This window comes from Novosphingobium mangrovisedimenti (assembly GCF_025153475.1).
GTDB classification, from domain to species: domain Bacteria; phylum Pseudomonadota; class Alphaproteobacteria; order Sphingomonadales; family Sphingomonadaceae; genus Novosphingobium; species Novosphingobium mangrovi_A.
On record NZ_JANZXA010000008.1, the window covers coordinates 188,491 to 210,150 of the forward strand.

A 21,660-nucleotide genomic window follows, 5' to 3' on the forward strand; every position below is an offset into this window, starting at 1 on the left:
TCGTCGCGTGTTCCTGGACAGCCGGCATCGCCATCGACCGCATGCGCGGCCGCCACGGGCTTGAAATCTAGACTTACTTCCTCGTCCCGTTTCGTTAGGGTCGTTCCGACTTAACCAGGGTGGTCCCGCAACCGGGGACCGTGAAGGATTGCCGAATGAAGGTTCCGTCCGCGCGCATGACCATTACCGAGATCGCCGAGCTTGCCGGCGTCTCGAAGAAGACGGTCAGCCGCTATTTCAATCACGCCGAGCTGCTGAGTGCCGATACGCGCGCCAAAGTGGAAGCGGTGATTGCCGATACGGGTTTCGTCCCCAATGCCCAGGCACGCGCGCTCGCGCTGCAGCGCAATTTCCTCATCGCGCTGGTGCACGACAATTCGGATCGCGGCGTGCTTGAACTGGTCGAGACGGGCATGACCGAAGCCTTGGCAGGCAGTGAACTGGCGCTGGTGCTGCAGCAAATGGCCTCGCAGGACGCCGCCGTGCGCCTGCGCGCCTTCCTCGACCGGCTGCGCCCGACCGGCATCGTTCTGCTGCCCCCGCTTTCCGAGCGCGAGGACCTCGCGGAACTGTGCGCCGAAGCGCAGGTGCGCTGCGTGCGGCTCGGCCGGGTGCGCGGCGACCACGGGCTCGCCTGTGACGACCGCACGGCCATGGCGAGGCTGGTGAACTGGCTGGTCCGGCTCGGGCACAAGCGCATCGGCCTCGTCGGCGGACCGGAAAGCTCGCTGACCGCCCAACAGCGCGAACTGGGCTATCTCGACGCGATGGCCGACCACGGGCTCGATCGCGGCCCGTCCCTGATCGTGACCGGAGACAACACTTTCGCATCGGGCGTTTCCGCCGGCCGGCTCCTGATGGAAGTCAGCCCCCGGCCCAGCGCTATCGCGGCCTGCAACGACGAGATGGCGGCAGGCGTGCTTCACGCCGCCGCGCAGGCGGGCGTTTCTGTGCCCTCGCAGCTTTCGGTGGTCGGTTTCGACGATGCCCCGCTCGCCCTCAGGACCCTGCCTGCGCTCACGTCGATGAGCGTCCCCTGGAAAGAGATGGCCCGCGCGGCGGTGGCGCGGATCGAGGCCGCCCCCTCCTCCGACGACACGCAACCAGCCGGGGCACCTGCGACATTCGAGGCCGAACTCGCCATTCGCGACTCCGTCGAGCCGGCAGCGGTGGCCTGACCCGCTGTCAGGCCTTGCGGCTCCAGTCCGGATAGGGGCCAAGACCGAGCAGGAGCAGTGCACTGACGAGGGTCAGCACGAAGCCACCCCAAAGCCCGGGGCCATAGCTGTTCCATATATCATAGATGAAACCGCCGACGACCGGGCCCAGCCCCGATCCGGCGGCGATCAGGCTCGCCATGATGCCGAAGATCGCCCCGAAATTGCGCATGCCCGAATAGGCAGCGGTCAGGTAGCCGACCAACTGCAGCTTGGTGCCCCCGGCATAGCCGTTGATCATCAGCGCGGTGATGATCGCGGCGGCGGGCGCATCCGGCATCAGCAGCAGGAGAAACGTGACGGACGTCGCGCCGATCGTCAGCCCGCCTACCCAGCGCGCCGGGAACCGATCCAGCAGCCAGCCGGTAATGAGTTTTCCGGCGATCCCCGCCAGCCCCGCTGGCAGCGAATAGAGCGCGGCGGCCGACCGGCTGAAGCCGGCCTCGGTCAGGATCGGCACCTGATGGACGACAAGCCCGATGGTCACGGTCATGATGACGAACGTGGAGACCGCGATGCGCAACAGGGCCGGGTCACGGAAGGCCTGCGAGACGCTGAGGCCTGGCACGTCCAGAAGCGCGCGCGGCGCCGGCGATGCGGGCTCGGCCTCCCTCGCCTTGCGGCTGAGCTCGTATCCGTCCCGCAGCCAGAACAGGCACAGCAGCACCGCCACCGATCCCCAGCCCGCCGCCAGCCATACGAAAGCCATGCGCCAGCCCTGCGTGCGGATCAGGTATTCGGACAGCAGCGGCGTAAACGCCTGGGCCAGCGCGCTGCCAGAGAGGACGAGGCCCAGCGCGAGCCCGCGTCCAGCATGGAACGTGCTGTTGGCCGAGGCGGTCCAGACGGTCGACTTCGTCATCAAACCAGCCACCGAATAGAGCGTCCAGATTAGGAACCATTGCCAGGCCGATCCGTTCAGCAGGCTCAACGAGGCAATTATCAAGGCCATCAGCACGAGCCCGGGGATCGCCATGCGGCGTACGCCCCACTTGTCGATGAACAGCCCGAACAGCGGCGAGAATACGAATACGAGCACGGCGGTGATCGACACGCCCGATGACGCCAGCGCGCGGCTCCAGCCGAATTCCTTGCTGATCGGCCCGATGAACAGGCCGGTAGCCGCCGTGATGACCGACGTGAACGAAAAGCCGATCGCGGCTGCGAGGATCAAGGGCCAGTGGCGACGGAATTCCTGTGTCGCGGTCAACTCTTCCTTGGCCAAGCCCTGTGCCTCCCCTCTGCGAGCACGCCCTTTTCCGGCGCATCGTTTGACCTTGCTTAACCTGCCCGTGAAGCGGGGCAAGGTTCCCACGCGGGGACAAGGCCGCCCGAATGCCCGGGCCACCTTGCTAATCGTCTTCGATGGAAAGCCGGATCAGTCCGCCGGTGCCTTTTCGCGCAGCTCTTCCAGCGTAAAGCCGTTGGCCGGGGTGCACTGCTGCACTTCGATCACGTTGCCTTCGGGATCGTAGCCGTAGAGCGTCTTGACGTGGCCGGCGTCGACGAACTCGCGATCGTTGAAGGTCATGCCGCAGGCCTTGAGGTGCGCCATGTCCTTTTCGATGTCGGTCACGTCGATGCAGAAATGGGTGTAGCCGCGGTCATAGGGCCGCAGCGGCCGCTCCAGATCGGATTCGGGCGCGCTGTATTCGAACAGCTCGAGATAGCAGGTCCCGGCCCGCAGCATGACACCCCTTGCGGCCGATTTCGGCACGTCGACGATGTAGTCCATCACCTCCTGATCGACCCAGGAAAAGCCTTCGTCATCGACCGGTTCGAAGCCGAAGGCCTCGCAATAGAAGCGCTTCATCCGCGCCATATCGCGGCAGTTCACACCGATGTGATGGATGCCTCTGATCATCGTCTCTTCTCCCGGGCCATGTGCGAGCGACTATCACGGATCGTGAATTGACCGGCAATCGCATCGGCTTGACCGCAGCGGAAAGGGCTCAGGCTTCCTCGTCGGGCTCCACCCATTTCGTGCGCGTCACGCGCGGCGAGAGGTACTTGGTCGCCGTCCAGCCGCCGTCGACGACGATCGACTGGCCGTTGATCATCTCGCTGCCGGGCAGGCACAGGAAAGCGATGACCGATGCGATGTCTTCGGGCTGGGCAAGGCGCGGATAGGGCGTGGTCTCCACATTGCTGCGCTTGAAGATCTCGTCCTCGAAGCGGTGGGCGACCATGTCGGTCATCGTCACGCCGGGCGCCACGCAGTTCGAGCGGATGCCGCGCGGGCCGTATTCGCAGGCCATGTGCTCGGTCATCGACTTAAGACCGCCCTTGGCCGCCGAATAGGCCCCGCCGCGGCGTCCGCCGATATGCGCGAAAGTGCTGGTGACGTTCACCACGCTCGCCCCTTCCGAAAGGTGCGGGATCACGTCGCGGCACAAGCGGAACGGCGCGACCAGCATGATGTCGAGGAAGTAGTCCAGCGTCGGATCGTCGGTTTCGTCGAGCGGCTTGGGACTGCCGACACCGGCATTGTTCACCAGCGCATCGATGCGGCCGAAGCGTTCGAGCGTCTGATCGACGATCATCTGTGGCGCTGCTGGATCGGTGACATCGGCACTGATCGACAGGACATGGTCCGGATTGCCAATTTCAGCCTCGAGCGTGGCCAGCTTTTCCCTGGAGCGGCCGACACCGACGATCGCAAAGCCTTCCCCGTGCAGGAGCTTTGCCGTTTCCAGACCGATGCCGCTGCCCGCACCGGTGATGATCGCCACTTTCATCTCGCCCATAGTACCCGTTCCATCTCTTGCTTGCTGGCCGTTCCAGCCGCGCTAGCGCCCTTTTCCGTGCGCGACCAAGTCTGACCCGCGCGGTAAACGCGCTTGATCGTCTGAGCGATCAGCAGGCCCGCCCAACTTGGCCCGCCCCAGCGCGCTGGCTAATGTCCGCACACACGAAACCGACGAGAAGTGACCGAGAGGACCATGACCCAGACCGCCCCCGCCAACAAGAGCGCCCTCTCAGGCATTCGCGTCATCGACATGAGCCGTGTGTTCGCGGCCCCTGTGGGCGCCCAGATCCTCGGTGACCTCGGCGCGGATGTCATCAAGGTTGAACGCCCCGGCGTCGGCGACGACGGGCGCGGCTATGGCTTTTCATGGGTTCCCGGCAAGGACGGCATCGAAACGCACCATTCCAGCTTCTTCACCGTTTCGAACCGCAACAAGCGCTCGATCACGGTCAACCACCGTGAGCCGGAAGGCCAGGAGATCCTCAAGAAGCTGGTCGAATCCGCCGATGTGCTGATCGAGAACTACAAGGTGGGCGACCTCGCACGCTTCGGCCTCGACTACGAGAGCCTGAAGAAGATCAACCCGCGCCTCATCTACTGCTCGGTCACCGGCTTCGGCCAGGACGGCCCGATGGCCGCCCGGCCCGGTTATGACGGGCTGTTCCAGGCGACCGGCGGCATGATGGCCGTCACCGGCATTCCCGAAGGCCAGCCCGGCGCCGGCCCGCTCAAGACCGGCCCCAGCCTCGTCGACTTCGTGACCGGCCACAACACCGCACTCGCGATCATGGGCGCGCTGATGTACCGCAACCAGACCGGCGAAGGGCAGTACATCGACATCGCCCTGCTCGACAGTTCGGTGGCGATGGTCAGCCACATCATGCAGGACTACCTGATCAGCGGTAACGCCCCGCCGCGCCTCGGCAACGGCGGCAACGGCGGCGGCCCGGCCGACCTGATCTACTGCTCGGACGGCATCATCTACCTCACCGCCGGCACCGACGAGCACTACCGCCGCCTGACCGTGCTGATGGAACAGCCCGAACTGTTCACCGACGAACGCTTCGACTCCAACTTCAAGCGGGGCAAGACCAACCGGGCCGAGCTGATGGACATCATCAACGCCTGGAGCCGCCAGTTCACCACCGCGAAGGTTCAGGAAATGCTCGACGGCGTGGGCATTCCCGCCGCCAGGTACAACGAACTGGCCGACGTCTGGGACGATGTGCAGGTCCGGCACCGCAACCTGCGCGCGCGCACCCCGCATGCCTATGCCGAGGCCGGCTATGTCGACCTGATCGAGAGCCCGCTGGCCAAGATGAGCGAGAGCCCCGCCACGATCCGCATGGCCCCGCCAATGCTGGGCGAGCACAACGACGATGTGCTGGGCGAACTCGGCTACAGCGCGGAGCGCATCGCCGAGCTCAAGGAGAAGAAGGTCCTCTAAGGCGTAATCACCGTACTGTGAATCGTCATTGCGAGGCCCGCAGGGCCGCGGCAATCCAGGGCGGTGTCAAGCGGCTCTGGATTGCTTCGCTTCGCTCGCAATGACGAATGTCTTATTCATAAGGTGATCTGGCGCAGCCTGCCCACCCCGCGAATGCGCTGTCGCGCGAGGCTCCTATTCCTCGACCCACTCGCTGCGATCGATACCCAGCAGGCTGAGAACGCTGGTGAGGTCGCCCCGGTCGATCCAGCCGTTGGCAGCAGCGCGCGCCTTGGGCTTGGCGCGATAAGCAATGCCGTAGGTCGCCGCTTCCAGCATCGGGATGTCGTTGGCGCCGTCGCCGGTGGCAAGGCTCGTCGCCCCTTCGCTTTCCTCTGCCATCAGCGATTCCAGCGTGGCCTTCTTCACCGAGCTGTCGACGATCCCGCCGACCAATCCGCCGGTCAGCTTGCGGCCCGAGACTTCGAGGCGGTTGCCCACGACCTGCTCGAAACCCAGCCATTCCGCAACGGGATCGGCGAAGTGATGGAAACCGCCCGTAACCAGCACGGTGCGGCAACCCAGCTTCTTCAGCGTCTGGACCAGAACCCGCGCTCCGGCCATCGGACGAATCCGACCGGTGAGGCACTGGTCGATCGCATCGATGGACAGCCCTTCCAGCAGCCCTACGCGCTCGCGCAGGGCCTGTTCGAAATCCAGCTCGCCCTGCATCGCGCGTTCGGTGATGGCGGCGATATGCTCCTTGAGGCCTGCGAAATCGCCCAGTTCGTCGATGCATTCCTGGCCGATCATCGTCGAATCCATGTCCGAAATGAACACGCGCGGGATCGCGGGTTCCTCGCGGCAGACAAGGCCGTCGCTGGGCGCGAAATGCGCATCGAGCCCGGCGCGCAGCGCGGCGACATCGTCATCGGGCGAGTCGATCTCCATCGTCTGCCCGCAGAAATCGAGCATCGATGCCGAAGCGATTCGCACACCCGTTTTCTCAAGATCCGCCTTCGCCGCGTCGAGTCTGGTCGAAAGATGATCCGGTTCTGCTATCAGCCGGGCAATGAGCACTGCGAATTCCCTTGATGCTACGTTCGATCTCGCCGCCGGTGACCGGCCGCCGCTGGCGCTCATCGCAGGGCCGACCGCGAGCGGCAAGAGCGATTGTGCCGTGGCGTTGGCGCAGGAACTGGAACGGCGCGGACGGCGCGCCGTCATCGTCAATGCCGACAGTTCGCAGGTCTACGCCGACCTGACAGTGCTCAGCGCCCGCCCCACGCGAGAGGACATGGGCGGCATCGAGCATCGCCTGTTCGGCGCATGGGACGGCGCGCAGGCCTGCTCCGCCGCCGACTGGACACGGGCCGCGCGCGAAACGATTGCCGAAATCCACGGCGAAGGCGCCGTGCCGATCCTCGTCGGCGGGACCGGCCTTTATATACGCACCCTGCTGGAAGGCATCGCGCCGGTCCCGCCGATCGACCCGCAAGTGCGCGAGGCCGTGCGCGCTCTGCCCGTCGAGGAAGCCTATGCCGCGCTCCTGATCGAGGACCCGGAACGCGCCGCCCGGCTTGCCCCGGCCGACAGCACCCGCGTCGCCCGCGCGCTGGAGGTCGTACGATCGAGCGGGCACTCGCTCGCCTACTGGCAGGCCCGGACCACCGGCGGCATCGGGCATGGCGTCACCCTGTTCCCAGCGATCCTCCTGCCCGAACGCCAGGCGCTCTACGCGCGGTGCGACTTGCGCTTCCAACGCATGATCGAGCGCGGCGCCATGGACGAAGTCGAGGCGCTGCTGGCACGCGGACTCGATCCCGACCTTCCCGTCATGCGCGCCATCGGCGTTCCCGAGCTTGCCGGAGTCGCGGCCGATTCATGGTCTCTAGACGAGGCCATCACCCGCGGTGCGCAAGCAACGCGCAACTACGCCAAGCGTCAATATACCTGGCTGCGCCACCAGCCACCGAAAGATTGGCCTCGCATCGAATTTCAAAATTTCTATAATATAGATATTAATATAATTTTATTGCGCAATTTATGGTTGACGTAACACATACGTTCTCATAGAGGCCGCAAATACCTGCTGATGGAAGTATGCAGGGAGGAGAGGATGACCCGGCACGGCCCTGTCGTGTCGGGTCGGTTTCATTGGAAAGCGAGGAACTTTGGGAAACGCTTGTTTCCCGAGCCATTCCGACTATGGATGCCCGCTTTCAAGATACAGCCCGATAATTGCGGGCGTGTATCGGTTCGAAAAGGAATGTGTTGTGAGTGAAGAGCGCAGCGGCGCAAACATCTTGGTTGAAAGCCTCGTTCGTCAGGGCGTCGAATTCGTATTCGGCTATCCCGGCGGCGCCGTGCTTCCGATCTATGATGCCCTCTTCGGCGAAGAACGCATCCGTCACATCCTGGTGCGTCACGAGGCCGGCGCCGCGCACGCGGCCGAAGGCTATGCCCGCTCGACCGGCAAGCCGGGCGTCGTGCTCGTCACCTCGGGCCCGGGCGCAACCAATGCCATCACCGGCATTGCCGATGCCTTCATGGATTCGATTCCGCTCGTCGTCATCACCGGCCAGGTCGCAACCAGCCTGATCGGGTCCGACGGCTTCCAGGAAGCCGATACCGTCGGGATTTCGCGCCACTGCACCAAGCACAACTACCTCGTGAAGGACCCGGCCAACCTTGCCGCGGTGATCGACGAGGCTTTCCAGATCGCCACCACCGGCCGTCCCGGCCCGGTGCTGATCGATATTCCCAAGGACGTTCAGGTCGCCACCACGGCCTGGAATGACGGTCCGCTCCAGCGCCGCCAGCGTTATGCACCGCGCACCCAGGGCGCCAGCGAGGAGATCGAGCAGGCCGTCGCGATGATCGCAGCGGCACAGGCTCCGGTGCTCTATACCGGCGGCGGCGTGATCAATTCCGGCCCGCGCGCCACGGCGCTGCTGCGCGAGTTGCAGGCAAAGACCGGCGCGCCCGTCACCTCGACGCTGATGGGTCTGGGCGCCTTCCCGGCCGACAGCCGCGACTGGCTTGGCATGCTGGGTATGCACGGCACCTACGAATCGAACATGGCGATGAACCAGGCGGACCTGATCGTCTGCGTCGGCGCCCGCTTCGATGACCGCGTGACCGGCCGCCTCGATGCCTTCGCGCCCAATTCAAAGAAGATCCACATCGACATCGACCGGTCCTCGATCAACAAGACGGTCCCGGTCGACCTGCCGATCATCGGCGACTGCGCGCAGGTTCTCGAACAGATCCTCGAACTGTGGGGCGACCGCAAGCCGCAAGACCTGACCGCGTGGAAGGACCGCATCGACACCTGGCGCGAGAAGAAGAGCCTCTCGTTCCCGGACAACCGCGATGCGATCATGCCGCAGCTCGCGATCCAGCGCCTGTTCGCGCTGACCAAGCCGATGGACCCGATCATCTCGACCGAAGTCGGCCAGCACCAGATGTGGGCGGCGCAGCACTTCCACTTCTTCGGCCCGAACAAGTGGCTGACTTCAGGCGGCCTCGGCACCATGGGCTATGGCCTGCCTGCCGCCATCGGCGCGCAGCTCGGCAACCCGGACAGCCTCGTCATCGACATCGCGGGCGACGCTTCGATCCAGATGAATATCCAGGAACTGGGCACCGCCACGCAGTACCGCCTGCCGGTCAAGATCTTCATCCTCAACAACGAGTGGATGGGCATGGTCCGCCAGTGGCAGGAGCTGACTTACGAGAGCCGCTATTCGAACTCGTACTCGGATAGCCTGCCCGACTTCGTGAGGCTGGCCGAGGCCTATGGCTGGAAGGGCATCCGCATCACCAAGGAAAGCGAGCTCGATGACGGCATCCAGGCCATGATCGACTATCCCGGCCCGGTGATCGTGGACTGCTGCGTTCACAATGAAGCGAACTGCTTCCCGATGATCCCCTCGGGCGCGGCGCACACCGACATGATCCTCTACGGCGATACGGTCGCCGGAACCATGGACGACGAGGCCAAGGCGCTCGTCTGAGCCGCGGTTTTCAAGGAAACCCAGAGAAATGATGCACATCAAGCACGAGGCCGAGGAGCGGCACGTCCTGACCGTTACGGTCGACAACGAGGCTGGCATTCTCGCCAAGATCGCCGGCCTGTTCACCGCGCGCGGCTATAACATCGACAGCCTGACCGTCGCCGACATCACCGAGAACCACTCGGTAAGCCGGATCACCATCGTCACCCATGGCCCGCCGAGCCAGATCGACCAGATCCACGCCCAGCTCGAACGGCTGGTGCCGGTGCACAAGGTCGTCGACCTCACCGAGGCAGGCCCCTTCGTCCAGCGCGAACTGGCGCTGATCAAGGTGGCGGGCATGGGCGAAAAGCGCGTCGAGGCGCTGCGCATCGCCGACGTGTTCCGCGCCAAGCCGGTGGACACCAGCACCTCCAGCTTCATTTTCGAGCTGACCGGCGCGCCCGACAAGATCGACACTTTCGTGGCGATCATGCGCGAGCTGGGCCTTGTCGAAGTGGGCCGCACCGGCGTCGTCGGGATGATCCGCGGCGCCGAGGAAGCCTGAGTTTTACGTTGCGCGTCATCCCAGCGAAGGCTGGGATCGCTGGCCGGATGGCGATGCGCTTGATCGATAACGATCCCAGCTTTTGCCGGGATGACGGAGAAAGAGAAATGAAGGTCTATTACGACGCCGATTGCGACATCAACCTGATCACCGGCAAGAAGATTGCCGTGCTCGGTTACGGCAGCCAGGGCCACGCCCATGCCCAGAACCTGCGCGACAGCGGCGTCAAGGAAGTCGCCATCGCGCTGCGTGAAGGTTCGGCCACCGCCAAGAAGGCCGAAGCCGCTGGCTTCAAGGTACTGTCGAACGCCGAGGCCGCTGCCTGGGCCGACATCCTCATGATCCTCGCCCCCGACGAGCATCAGGCCGCGATCTACGCCAACGACCTGCACGCCAACATGAAGCCCGGCGCGGCGCTCGCCTTCGCCCACGGCCTCAACATCCACTTCGGCCTGATCGAAGCGCGCCCCGACATCGACGTGATCATGATCGCGCCGAAGGGCCCGGGCCACACCGTGCGCAGCGAATACCAGCGTGGCGGCGGCGTGCCCTGCCTCGTCGCCATCGCGCAGGACACCACCGGCAATGCCCACGACATCGCCCTTGCCTACGCCTCGGGCGTCGGCGGCGGCCGTTCGGGCATCATCGAGACCAACTTCCGCGAGGAATGCGAAACCGACCTGTTCGGCGAGCAGGCCGTGCTCTGCGGCGGCGCCACCGCGCTGGTGCAGGCTGGCTTCGAAACGCTGGTGGAAGCTGGCTACGCGCCGGAAATGGCCTACTTCGAGTGCCTCCACGAGCTGAAGCTGATCGTCGACCTGATGTATGAAGGCGGCATCGCCAACATGCGCTACTCGATCTCGAACACCGCCGAATACGGCGACATCACGATCGGCCCGCGCATCATCACCGAAGAAACCAAGAAGGAAATGAAGCGCGTTCTGGACGACATCCAGTCGGGCCGCTTCGTGAAGGCCTTCGTGATGGACAACCGCGCCGGCCAGCCCGAGCTGAAGGCTGCCCGCGGTCTGGCCAAGCGCCACCCGATCGAGGAAACCGGCGCCAAGCTGCGCGCCATGATGCCCTGGATCGGCGCCAACGCCCTGGTCGACAAGACCAAGAACTGACGGCCTGCGGGCCGGACGCAAACGACGCCTCACCGACATTCGGAAAAGAAGCTCCCGGTCCCGCCAGTGCAGGACCGGGAGTTTCTTTTTTTTTGCGTCCGGGCATCGACGCTTGCGGTTGCACCGACGTTCATCGGCGATAAGCTAGGCGCCTTCGTCAAGGAGATGCCCATGACAGCCCCCCGTCTTGCCGCCATTGTAACCCTGCTTTCGCTCGCCGCCTGTTCGACCGAGACACCGCCGCCTGCGCCCACACCGGCCCCGCCCACCCCGCAAGGCTGCGGCGCGGAACAGCTCGGCGCCTATGTCGGCCAGCCCGCCAGCGATGCGGTGCTTGCGCGCATCCGCGAATGGCGCGGCGACAAGCCGATCCGTGTGCTCAAGCCCGGCTCGGCGATGACGATGGACTACCGCCCCGAACGCCTGAACATCTTCCTCGACGACAAGGGCATGATCGAAAAGTTCCAGTGCAACTGATCAGCGCATAAGCGCGAAGGCCTTGCGCACTTCCTCGACAAAGAGGGCGGGCTCTTCCCATGCCGCGAAGTGCCCGCCGCGTTCGGCCGCGTTCCAGTAGACGATGTTGCGCAGCAGGCGCTCGGCCCACTTGCGCGGCGCCTTGGTGATCTCGCGCGGGAAAGTGGAAACGGCCGCCGGGATCTCGACCGGGTCCGATTTGGCGATGGCGCCGAAGCTTTCCCAATAGAGCCGCGCGGCCGACGCCCCGCTGGCCGAGAACCAGTAGAGCGAGATGTTGTCGAGGATCGCATCCATCGACAAAGCGTCCTCGGGCTCCCCCTGATTGTCGGTCCATGACCACATCTTCTCGTAGATCCAGCCCGCCAGCGCCGCCGGGGAATCGACGAGGCCATATCCGATGGTTTGCGGCCGGGTCGACTGGATCGCCGAATAGCCGGAATCGAACTGCTTGTACTTCTCGCCCGCAGCCCTGGCCTCGGCGACTTCGGCGCTGGGGTCGGCATAGTCCTCGCGCGTGGGCCGGGCGACCGGCATGTTGGTGTGGATGCCGGCGAGGCCCAGCGGTGCCTGCCCGCCCATCACCGTCGTCACGATCGCGCCCCAGTCTCCGCCTTGCGCTAGCCAACGCTCGTAGCCCAGCCGCCGCATCAGTTCGGCCCAGGCCCGGCCAATCCGATCTACATTCCAGCCTGCCGCCGTCGGTTTCCCCGAAAAGCCGTATCCGGGCAGCGAGGGCACGACGACGTGGAACGCGTCCTCGGCCCTTCCCCCGTGCGCGACCGGATCGCTGAGCGGTCCGATCGCTTCCATGAACTCGACCACCGAACCCGGCCAGCCGTGCGTCAGGATCAGCGGCACCGCCTGCGGATGCGGCGAAGGCACGTGGATGAAATGAATGTCCAGCCCGTCGATCTCTGTCAGGTATTGCCCGAAGCCATTAAGCCGCGCCTCGCACCGGCGCCAGTCGTAGCCATCGGCCCAATAGGCCAGGAGCCGCTGCAGCGCGCCGAGCGGCGTTCCCTGCGACCAGTCGTCCACCGGCTCCTTTTCCGGCCAGCGGGTCATGGCGATCCGGCGTTTGAGATCATCGATCTGGGCTTCGGGAATGGCAAGGCGGAAGGGGCGAATTTCGGTCATGCCATCATCCTATCGCGGTTAGGCAGGTATGCGAACCCGCCCGATGTCCCCTGCCCCTTGCGGCACAAACGCGTGCCGTCTCGGCCAATTTGCCTCCGGGAAACCACGGTAATGCGCCCTTTCCTCTTTACATCGCGGTCCGCCATCCCCATAGGCACCTGCATGACTATCCGGCTCGGCCTACTTCTGCGACTTACCCGCCCTTGGGCGTGAGGTGACGCGTCGTCCGGTCGGCGCGCTCGGCGCTCAAGGGACCTGAAACGACGACACCTGAAGAGCAGAATTCCCGAGCGAGACACACCAATGACTATGCTGAAAGACCCTTCGGTCAAGTACCGCCCCTTCCCGCAGATCCAGCTGCAGGACCGCCAGTGGCCGTCCAACGTCATCACCAAGGCGCCGCGCTGGCTCTCCACCGACCTGCGTGACGGCAATCAGGCCCTTATCGATCCGATGGGCGCGGAAAAGAAGACCCGCTTCTTCGACCTGCTGGTGAATGTCGGCCTCAAGGAAATCGAAGTCGGCTTCCCCAGCGCGGGCGCGACCGAGTTCGATTTCATCCGGGGTCTGGTCGACAGCAGCCGCATTCCCGAGGACGTGCTGGTGCAGGTGCTGACCCAGTCGCGCCAAGACCTGATCGAGCGTTCCTTCGAGAGCCTGGCGGGCGTGCATGCCGCCATCGTGCACCTCTACAACGCGGTCTCGCCGCTGTGGCGTCAGGTCGTCTTCGGCATGGAGCAGTCCGAAGTACGCCAGATCGCCGTGAACGGCGCCAAGGTGCTGCGCGATCAGGCGGCCAAGTACCCACAGACCAAGTGGCACTTCGAATATTCGCCCGAGACCTTCTCGACCGCCGAACTCGATTTCTCGATAGAGTGCTGCGAGGCGGTGATGGATATTCTCCAGCCCACCCCCGAACACCCGATCATCCTCAACCTGCCGGCAACGGTCGAGGCGGCAACGCCCAACATCTACGCCGACCAGATCGAGTACTTTTGCCGTAACCTGCCCAACCGCGAAAGCGCGGTGATCAGCCTGCACACGCACAACGACCGGGGCACCGGCGTCGCCGCGGCGGAACTGGGCCTGATGGCTGGCGCCGACCGCGTAGAGGGTTGCCTGTTCGGCAACGGCGAGCGCACCGGCAACTGCTGCCTGGTGACAGTCGCGCTCAACATGTACACGCAGGGCGTTGATCCGGAACTGGATTTCTCGGACATCGACGAAGTCATCCAGACCGTCGAATACTGCAACCAGCTCAAGGTTCCCGAGCGTCACCCCTATGGCGGCGAACTGGTGTTCACCGCTTTCTCCGGCTCACACCAGGATGCGATCAAGAAGGGTTTCGCTGCGCAGGAAACGCGCAACGACCAGATCTGGTCCGTGCCCTACCTGCCGATCGATCCCGCCGATCTGGGCCGTAACTACGAGGCGGTGATCCGCGTCAACTCGCAGTCGGGCAAGGGCGGCTTTGCCTGGGTGATCGAGCAGGATCAGGGCCTCAAGCTGCCCAAGCGCATGCAGGCGCACTTCTCCAAGCACGTGCAGGACTTGGCCGACGAACTGGGCCGCGAACTGCAGGCCAGCGACATCTGGCAGGTCTTCCGCAAGGCCTACCGCCTGGACGAGCCGCAGCACTTCCAGCTGATCGACTGGGATGAGGCCAAGAGCGCCGACGGCACCCGCGTCTTTGCCGGCAAGATCGGCGTCGACGGCAAGGAACGGACCGTTTCGGGCAAGGGCAACGGCCTGATTTCCTCGGTCGTGGCGACGCTGGCCGAGACATTCGGCGTGCAGCTCGAAGTGCGCGACTATGCCGAACACTCGATGGGCAAGAGCTCCGATGCGCGTGCCGCGGCCTATGTCGAATGCGTGCTTCCCAATGGCCAGACCGTCTGGGGCGTGGGCATCGACGAAGACGTCGCCACTGCCAGCGTACGCGCCGTACTGAGCGCGGCGAACGCGGCCTGATCACAAAAGAAAGCCCTCCCCGTCGCAAGACAGGGAGGGTTCTTTGTCCTGATCCCCCGGTTCAGCCCGGGGGGATGAGACGAGTCCTTACTAGCGCCCCTTGAAGACAGGCTTGCGCTTCTCGAGGAAGGAATTCACGCCCTCGAGGAAATCCTCGGTCCGCCCGGCATCGCGCTGGCCGCGCCGTTCGGCCTGCAGTGCGGTTTCCAGGCTGGAATCGAGTGCGTCCCAAGCCATGCGCTTGATCATGCCCAGCGAACGCGGCCCGACGGCTAGCCCCTTGGCCAGCTTCATCGCTTCGGCATCGAGATCGGCCTCCGGCACGACCTTGGTCGCAAGGCCCCAGTCGAGCGCGGTCTGGGCGTCGATCTTGTCGCCCAGCAGCATCATCTGCATGGCCCGCACGCGGCCGACCGCCTGCGCCAGCAAATAGGTCGCGCCGCCATCCGGGACGAGGCCGACATGGCAGAAGGCGCAGAAGAAGAAGGCATTGTCCGCCATCAGGACGATGTCGCCTGCCGCCGCCAGCCCCGCACCGTACCCGGCAGCCGGGCCGCGGATGGCAGTGACGACGGGCTGCTCCATCCGCTTGATCGCCATGATCACCGGGTTGAAGGCACGATCGAGCTGACCGCCGACATCGCGCATCGGATCGGACAGCATGTCCTGCGCAGCGGCAAGGTTCGCGCCCGAGCAGAAGCCCTTGCCTTCACCCGTCACCAGCACCGCGCGGGCATCCTTGGCGGCATGATCGAATGCATCGACCATCTCGTGCCCCATGGCTTCGGTCACGCCGTTCATGGTCTTCGGATCGTTCAGCGAAATGCGCGCGACCCCATCCTCGAGCGAATAGAGGATATGCTCATAAGCCATTGAAATTTCTCCGGTCAGGCCTGACACTCAAAGAGTCATACTATATTCGTCGTCATTGCGAGCCCCGTGAAACGGGGAGAAGCAATCCAGGGTGGTTTGCGCCGGCACTGAATTGCCGCGCGGCTCCGCCGCTCGCAATGACGAATTCGAGAAACACAGCCCTCAGGCGAGCATTTCGCCCAGACGTCCTTTCACGATCTGCTCCGCATCGCCAATGATCCGATCGATCAGTTCCTGGCACGTCGGGACGTCGTGGATCAGGCCCTGTACCATCCCGGCCCAGAAGATGCCCTTGGACAAATCGCCAGTTTGCAGCAGTTCACGGCCCACCGCGCCGGCGACGAGATGGCGGATGTCCTCGAAGGTCGAATCCGGACGCGCCGAGATTTCGACAACTTCGTCCGAAACGTCGTTCTTGCCCACGCGTGCGGTGTTCTTGAACTTGCGGAAGATGAGGTTGGTGCCGCGCTCGTCGTTCTCGACGTACTTGGCTTTCACGTTGTCGTGGATCGGCGCTTCCCTGGTCGCGCAGAAGCGGGTGCCCATGTTGATGCCTTCGGCACCGAGCGCCAGCGCCGCAACGAGACCACGCCCGTCACCGATACCGCCCGAGGCCAGCATCGGGATCTTCACCTTGTCCGCCGCCGAGGGGATCAGGATCAGGCCCGGAATATCGTCCTCACCGGGGTGACCCGCGCATTCGAAACCGTCGATCGAGATGATGTCGCAGCCATGGCGCTCGGCCGAAAGCGCGTGGCGCACGGCGGTGCACTTGTGCAGCACCTTGATGCCGTGCGGCTTCACCATCTCCCAGATCTCGCGCACTTCCTGCGTGCCGGCGGTCTCGATGATCTTCACGCCGCCGTCGATCGCCGCCTGGGCATAGCCCTTGTAGTCGGGCGGCAGGATGGTGGGCAGCACGGTGATGTTCACGGCAAAGGGCTTGTCGGTCATCGAGCGGCACTTCTCGATTTCCTCGCGCAGAGCCTCGGGGCTCGGCTGGGTCAGCGCGGTGAGCGTGCCGAGGCCGCCCGCGTTGGACACCGCACTTGCCAGCTCGGCATACCCCACGCCCTGCATGCCGCCCTGGACGATCGGGTGCTCGATCTCGAGCATCTCGGTAATGCGGGTCTTGAATGCCATCTTCGCTCTTGCTCCCTTTATTCCCTATCGCGCCGTCCTAGGCCGGAATCGCATTGAATGGCACGCCCTTGTCTGGACGATGGTCCTGCGGCAAGCCCAATATCTTCTCGGCGATGGTGTTGAGCAGCATTTCGTCCGCTCCGCCAGCCTGTCGCATCGTCGGAGCGCCCATCCAGCTAGAGCCCCAGTCGGCCTTCGTATAGCCACCTTCGGTGTAGGAGAGGCCTGCTGCACCTTGCAGATCAAGTGCGAGTTCCGACAGCTTCTGTCGGCTGCGGACGGAGAACAGCTTGTTGAGCGCGCCTTCCGGCCCCGGCTCCATGCCCGCTTCCATAGCCAGCATGGCGCGGCGGCGGATCGCATCGAGGCCGGTGCGCAGCGCATGGTTGCGGGCAATGGCACTGCGCACACGCCCGTCCTTGAGCAAAGGCCGGCCGCCAAGATCCAGCCCTCGCATCAGTTCGATGAAGGCGGCGAGCGACGGCCCGAAGCCATCGGCATCGGAAGCCGCGTAGCGTTCGATCATCAGCGTTTCCATTGCCACGCGGAAACCCGCGCCGACCTCGCCGAAGCGCTGGCTGTCCGCCACGGCGACATCGTCGAAGAAGACCTCGTTGCACTGGATATCGCCATTGGCGAGACGGAACGGACGCACGGTGACGCCCGGCGCCTTCATGTCGACCCAGAAGAAGGTGAGCCCCTTGTGCTTGGGAACGGCTGGATCGGAGCGCGCGATCATGATCCCGTAATCGGCATATTGCGCGAAGGTAGTCCACAGCTTTTGCCCGTTGATGGTCCAACCCGCATCGCCCTGCTCGGCGCGGGTGCGCAGGCCGGCAAGGTCGGACCCTGCGGCCGGCTCGGAGAAGAGCTGGCACCAGATCTCCTCTCCCTTGAGCGCGGCCACGACGCGTTCGCGCGCCCATGCCTTGTCCTGGCAATAGCGGATCAGCAGCGGCAGCGGCATTGCCGTGGAGACCCCGAAATAGCCCATGGGCATGGCTGCTGCCGCCTCGAGCGTATCGAACACGACCTTGTGCAGCGGCGTGAGCCCCTGCCCGCCGAACTCGGTGGGGATCGTGATCCCCGAAAAGCCCGCCGCGTACTTCGCCGCCATGTAGCGACGCCCGACGGCGAGATCCTCGTCCTGAGACAGTCCCGCGCGCGCGTCGCGCCCGAACTCGACCTCCAGCGAAGCCAGCCATTGCCGGGCCCGTTCCTGCCATTCATCCAGAGCGATCATGGCATTACTCCCGTCAGTTCAGTCGCCAGCAGGTCTTCCCAGAGCAGCGCGTGGCCAAGTTCGATGGCCAGACTGCGCGCGCGGCGCATGTGCAGATGGAGCCCCCCGTCCCATGTCACCCCGGCACCGCCGTGGATCTGGACGGCATCGCGCGCAGCGGTATCGTAAGCCTCGGTCGCGGTCAGGCGCGCGCAGGCCGCAGCCTCAAGGAAGTCCGCCTCACCCTCGCGCGTTGCGGCGTGAAAGCAATTGGCGCGCGCGATCTCGACGAGGCCATAGAGTTCGGCAATGCGGTGCTTCACCGACTGGAACGCGCCGATGGGCTGGCCGAATGCCTTGCGCGTCAGGGCATAGTCGCGCGCAGCGAACATCAGCGCCTCGGCCCCTCCGACCTGTTCATGGGCGGCCAGCACCGCCATCTGCGCGATGGCCTCCATCGCGATGGCATCCGCCTTCTCGCCCTGCGCAAGCAGGGTTGCCGGCGTATCGGCAAGGACGAGGTCCGCAAACAGACGGCCGTTGTCAAAACTGGCTATGGGGCGCCGGTCGACATCGGCCAGTTCGAAAAGCACCAGCGCCGATCCGGTCTCACCCGAGACACAGGACACCGCAATGTCCGCAGCCAGCGCACCGACGACGCCCGAGAGTGTGCCGTTCAGACGCCCTTCGGTGAAAGTGACGGAGGCATCGGCCTGAAATGCCCTTCCGCCCTGCGGCATCGCAAAGGCGCACCGGATTTCACCGGCGGCCAGACGCGGCAGCCAGTGCGCCCGCGCCGCCGCGTCGTCCGTCGCCAGAAGTGCGCGGACAGTCCCGTGTCCACCGGTCAGAAACGGCGCACCGGCAATCGCCCGGCCTGCTTCCTGCGCGACCAGCCCAAGTTCGATGAGCCCCAGACCGAGCCCGCCGTATTCCTCGGGCACAGCCAGTGCCGTCCAGCCCTGTTCGACAGCCGTCTGCCAGAATGCCTCGTCCCATTCGCCCACGCTATCGAGCAGTTCTAGCTGTCGCTTCAAGTCCATGCGCGCGGCCAGAACCCGCCGGGTCTCCTCCGTGATCGCCCTTTGCGCCTCGTCGTGCAGAACTGACAAGCCGGCACCTCCCTCTCACCCTTTTGCCATGCGCTAGGACATGCCGGAAAGCACATCAAGCAGGCACCCCGCGCACCTGACCGACAAGACAAGCGCATCGCCCTCACGGTAAAAACCAAGCGCTTGCTACATTGATTTGTTCGGGTATGCTCGCGGCAACGACAGAATGGGAGAATCACCATGGCCACTGCCGCTCTCGAACCCTCGAGCCAAGGTCGCGCTCGTGACCGGATCGACGAACTGGGCATCAAGCTCATCAGCGCAGACAACCACATCAACGAACCGCGCAACCTGTTCCTCGACCGCTTCCCCAAGCACCTGAAGGACAAGGCGCCGCGCGTGATCGAGGGCAGGGACGGCGGCGAAGGCTGGTCGATCGACGGCACCCCGCCCAAACGCACGTATGGCCTCGAAGCCATGGCCGGGTTCGACAAGAAGGACTACCGGATGAGCGGGCTACGCTACGACCAGCTGCGCCCCGGCAACTACGACGGCGCCGAGCACCTGAAGGACATGGACATCGACGGCACCTGGGCCTCAGTGACCTATCCGGGCATGGGGCCGATCTTCTATGTCCACCCGGACAAGGAAGTCGCCGCTGCCGGGTTCGTCGCCTACAACGACTGGATCCTTGATGATTTCCAAGCCTGCGATCCCCAGCGCCTGTGCGGCCTTGCCATCAACCCCACCGAACTGGGCATCGAACATGCCGTCGCCGAGATGAGGCGCGTGGTAAAAAAAGGCTGCCGGGCCATGTACATACCGGGCAATCCTACGATCCCGTATAACCACCCCACGCACTACCACCCGATCTGGCAGACGGCGAACGAACTGGGCATGACCCTGTGCATGCACCGCAATCACGGCGGCCCGCCCGACGCGACCGACTGGGACCGGCTTCAGGAAGACAAGGTCTCCATCGGCGGCATCGTCACGCGCTATTTCTCGTGCCTGCGACCGTTCTCCTACCTGATCTTCGCCGGAGTGTTCGACCAGTACCCGAACCTCAAGATGGTCGGCGCAGAGGTCGACTGCGGCTGGGCCCCATTCTGGGTGCAGACCATGGAGCACCACTGGGACATCCAGAAATCGTGGTTCCCGGTAAAGCTCAAGCACAGCCCGACCGAGTTCATCGGCCGGAACGTCTTCACCACCAATGTCGACGACTATGCCGGCTACCAGATGATCGGCACCGGCCTGTGGCCCTGGCTGTCGAGCATGACGATGTTCTCGTCGGACTATCCGCACTCGGCAACGATCTGGCCGCATTCACGTGACGTGGCACTGAAGATGACCGAGGGACTGAAGGAAGAGGACACCCGCAAGGCCTTGAGCGAGAATGCGGCGCGGGTGTTCGGGTTCGATATTTCGTAGCGAGTGAAGACTCTCCCCTCGCGGACAAGACAGGTGCCCAGCAGCGACGCTCCATTTCGTTCGCCCACTTGCGGGAGATCCCGAGACTTGGCCTTTCAGATCTGGGCGGCAAGATGGCCGGAAACGCCCCGATTGCTGACGTCACATATCCTGCCCAGCCTTGCCTCTTTTCCGAAAGCCTCGCCTGCTCTTCGCTGAAAGTGGTTTGAGACCGGCTTCTGCCTGACCTAAGGCGATATGAGGTCCATTGAGGAGGCTCGGATGTATCGCATTATGTTGGCGGCTGTGCTGGCTCTGGGAGCGGCGCCTGTCCTGGCCGAACCAACTGGCATCGTTGTGCGGGTCATCGCGCAAGACGCAAAATTTGTCGGCTCCTCGATGGGAGGGGTACGCATTGTCCTGCGCGATACGAAGAGCGGCACCGTGCTTGCCGAGGGGCGTACAGAGGGGGGAACGGGCAACACGGCACGGATTATGAAATCCAATGGCCGCAGTCCGCTTCGTGCAGACGGATCCGAGGCGGCATTTTCGGCCACGCTGGACATCAGCAAGCCCACCCTGGTTGAACTCGATGCATATGGCCCTCTCGATTATCCGGAATCTGCCGTTCACGTGAGCCAGCAACGTTGGGTCATGCCCGGAGAGAATGCCATGATCGGCGACGGGTGGACCGTTGAGCTGCCAGGGCTTGTCATCAATCCAGAAACAAGAGTTGATGGCCGCTTGGTCAGAATTTCAGCCAAGGTGATGCCGATGTGTGGCTGCCCGATCGAGCCTGATGGACTATGGCCTGCCGACGAGTATGAAGTGAGTGCTACGGTCTGGAAGGAAGGCTTACAGCTCGCCAAGAGCAAACTTGCCTTCGACACTTCGCCCGGCGTCTTTTCGGGTGATGTCAAATTGCCGGCCAAAGGCCACTACGAACTGACCCTCTCTGCTCGCAACAAACGCACCGGGAACAGTGGCATCCGTACAATTGAGGTCACTACAGAATAGAGGAGCCCGAATACGCTTCTTGTTTCCTCTGAAAAGCGGCCATCGGGCGGACGCCCGACAGCTTTGGGCATTCTCGACCGGGCAGTGCAATGACCGGAGAACCAGGAAAAGCGCACGCGGGAGACGACCCACCCCGCGGCGACTAGAGCGAGATGACATTGCATTGACTCGGTATGTGCTTCCCAATCGCGGTTGCATGTGATTCATGATGCCTGCTGGGCAAGGAGGCCAGCATGGCATGGTTCGAGCCTATTCGATGGACCTTCG

Annotated in this window: 19 protein-coding genes; 10 read left to right on the forward strand and 9 right to left on the reverse strand. The window is 64.2% G+C overall.

The annotated features are described in order from the left end of the window. Window positions 1-155 precede the first annotated feature (155 nt). The gene (locus tag NZK81_RS13275) at window positions 156-1,178 is read left to right on the forward strand and encodes a LacI family DNA-binding transcriptional regulator (RefSeq protein ID WP_260046591.1); all 1,023 of its coding nucleotides are present in this window, start codon (window positions 156-158) and stop codon (window positions 1,176-1,178) included. A gap of 7 nt (window positions 1,179-1,185) precedes the next feature. Here the strand turns inward: NZK81_RS13275 and NZK81_RS13280 are convergent, their stop codons facing one another. The 3 genes from NZK81_RS13280 to NZK81_RS13290 form a co-directional block, all read right to left on the reverse strand. After that, on the reverse strand, window positions 1,186-2,442 hold the full coding sequence (locus tag NZK81_RS13280; RefSeq protein ID WP_260046592.1) for an MFS transporter: 1,257 nt from the start codon (window positions 2,440-2,442) through the stop codon (window positions 1,186-1,188). 153 nt (window positions 2,443-2,595) lie between these two features. Next, window positions 2,596-3,081: a VOC family protein gene (locus NZK81_RS13285; RefSeq protein WP_260046593.1), complete on the reverse strand. Its 486-nt coding sequence runs from the start codon at window positions 3,079-3,081 to the stop codon at window positions 2,596-2,598. An 88-nt stretch (window positions 3,082-3,169) separates the two neighbouring features. After that, window positions 3,170-3,964 (reverse strand): SDR family NAD(P)-dependent oxidoreductase, encoded by a 795-nt coding sequence (locus NZK81_RS13290; protein ID WP_260046594.1) that lies wholly within the window; start codon window positions 3,962-3,964, stop codon window positions 3,170-3,172. Window positions 3,965-4,159: 195 nt separating this feature from the next. On the opposite strand from NZK81_RS13290, the gene NZK81_RS13295 reads away from it, so the two are divergent. Further along, complete coding sequence (locus tag NZK81_RS13295) at window positions 4,160-5,413, forward strand: CaiB/BaiF CoA transferase family protein (protein WP_260046595.1); 1,254 nt, start codon at window positions 4,160-4,162, stop codon at window positions 5,411-5,413. 174 nt (window positions 5,414-5,587) lie between these two features. On the opposite strand, the gene serB is transcribed toward NZK81_RS13295, so the two are convergent. Continuing rightward, the gene (serB, locus tag NZK81_RS13300; protein WP_260046596.1) at window positions 5,588-6,472 is read right to left on the reverse strand and encodes a phosphoserine phosphatase SerB; all 885 of its coding nucleotides are present in this window, start codon (window positions 6,470-6,472) and stop codon (window positions 5,588-5,590) included. Between serB and miaA the strand changes: the two genes are divergently transcribed. From miaA to NZK81_RS13325, 5 genes are all read left to right on the forward strand, one after another. Beyond that, window positions 6,465-7,451 carry a tRNA (adenosine(37)-N6)-dimethylallyltransferase MiaA gene (gene miaA / locus NZK81_RS13305; RefSeq protein WP_260046597.1) on the forward strand — a complete coding sequence of 329 codons (987 nt, stop codon included), beginning with the start codon at window positions 6,465-6,467 and terminating at the stop codon, window positions 7,449-7,451. The genes serB and miaA overlap by 8 nt on opposite strands. Before the next feature lie 217 nt (window positions 7,452-7,668). After that, a complete protein-coding gene (gene ilvB, locus NZK81_RS13310) occupies window positions 7,669-9,411 on the forward strand; it encodes a biosynthetic-type acetolactate synthase large subunit (protein ID WP_260046598.1) in 1,743 nt (580 codons plus the stop codon). A 28-nt stretch (window positions 9,412-9,439) separates the two neighbouring features. Beyond that, on the forward strand, window positions 9,440-9,958 hold the full coding sequence (gene ilvN, locus NZK81_RS13315; RefSeq protein ID WP_260046600.1) for an acetolactate synthase small subunit: 519 nt from the start codon (window positions 9,440-9,442) through the stop codon (window positions 9,956-9,958). Window positions 9,959-10,065: 107 nt separating this feature from the next. Continuing rightward, entirely contained in the window at window positions 10,066-11,085 is a 1,020-nt protein-coding gene (gene ilvC / locus NZK81_RS13320; RefSeq protein WP_260046601.1) for a ketol-acid reductoisomerase, read from the forward strand. A 171-nt stretch (window positions 11,086-11,256) separates the two neighbouring features. After that, the gene (locus tag NZK81_RS13325) at window positions 11,257-11,562 is read left to right on the forward strand and encodes an I78 family peptidase inhibitor (protein WP_260046602.1); all 306 of its coding nucleotides are present in this window, start codon (window positions 11,257-11,259) and stop codon (window positions 11,560-11,562) included. Here the strand turns inward: NZK81_RS13325 and NZK81_RS13330 are convergent, their stop codons facing one another. Next, entirely contained in the window at window positions 11,563-12,702 is a 1,140-nt protein-coding gene (locus NZK81_RS13330; protein WP_260046604.1) for an epoxide hydrolase family protein, read from the reverse strand. It abuts the gene before it with no gap. A 303-nt stretch (window positions 12,703-13,005) separates the two neighbouring features. Here NZK81_RS13330 and leuA point away from each other — a divergent pair, with 303 nt between their 5' ends. After that, window positions 13,006-14,673, forward strand: coding sequence for a 2-isopropylmalate synthase (leuA, locus tag NZK81_RS13335; RefSeq protein WP_260046605.1), 1,668 nt, complete (start codon window positions 13,006-13,008; stop codon window positions 14,671-14,673). Between the two features lie 90 nt (window positions 14,674-14,763). On the opposite strand, the gene NZK81_RS13340 is transcribed toward leuA, so the two are convergent. From NZK81_RS13340 to NZK81_RS13355, 4 genes are all read right to left on the reverse strand, one after another. Continuing rightward, window positions 14,764-15,546, reverse strand: coding sequence for an enoyl-CoA hydratase-related protein (locus NZK81_RS13340; RefSeq protein ID WP_260046607.1), 783 nt, complete (start codon window positions 15,544-15,546; stop codon window positions 14,764-14,766). Between the two features lie 162 nt (window positions 15,547-15,708). After that, window positions 15,709-16,689, reverse strand: a complete 981-nt coding sequence (locus tag NZK81_RS13345) for an NAD(P)H-dependent flavin oxidoreductase (RefSeq protein WP_260046608.1) — start codon at window positions 16,687-16,689, stop codon at window positions 15,709-15,711. Between the two features lie 37 nt (window positions 16,690-16,726). Next, the gene (locus NZK81_RS13350; protein ID WP_260046609.1) at window positions 16,727-17,932 is read right to left on the reverse strand and encodes an acyl-CoA dehydrogenase family protein; all 1,206 of its coding nucleotides are present in this window, start codon (window positions 17,930-17,932) and stop codon (window positions 16,727-16,729) included. Next, window positions 17,929-19,023 carry an acyl-CoA dehydrogenase family protein gene (locus tag NZK81_RS13355; RefSeq protein WP_260046610.1) on the reverse strand — a complete coding sequence of 365 codons (1,095 nt, stop codon included), beginning with the start codon at window positions 19,021-19,023 and terminating at the stop codon, window positions 17,929-17,931. The genes NZK81_RS13350 and NZK81_RS13355 overlap by 4 nt, the downstream gene beginning before the upstream one ends. 180 nt (window positions 19,024-19,203) lie before the next feature. Here NZK81_RS13355 and NZK81_RS13360 point away from each other — a divergent pair, with 180 nt between their 5' ends. Beyond that, window positions 19,204-20,397, forward strand: coding sequence for an amidohydrolase family protein (locus NZK81_RS13360; RefSeq protein ID WP_260046611.1), 1,194 nt, complete (start codon window positions 19,204-19,206; stop codon window positions 20,395-20,397). A gap of 261 nt (window positions 20,398-20,658) precedes the next feature. Then, window positions 20,659-21,393 (forward strand): hypothetical protein, encoded by a 735-nt coding sequence (locus NZK81_RS13365; RefSeq protein WP_260046612.1) that lies wholly within the window; start codon window positions 20,659-20,661, stop codon window positions 21,391-21,393. Window positions 21,394-21,660: the final 267 nt, after the last annotated feature.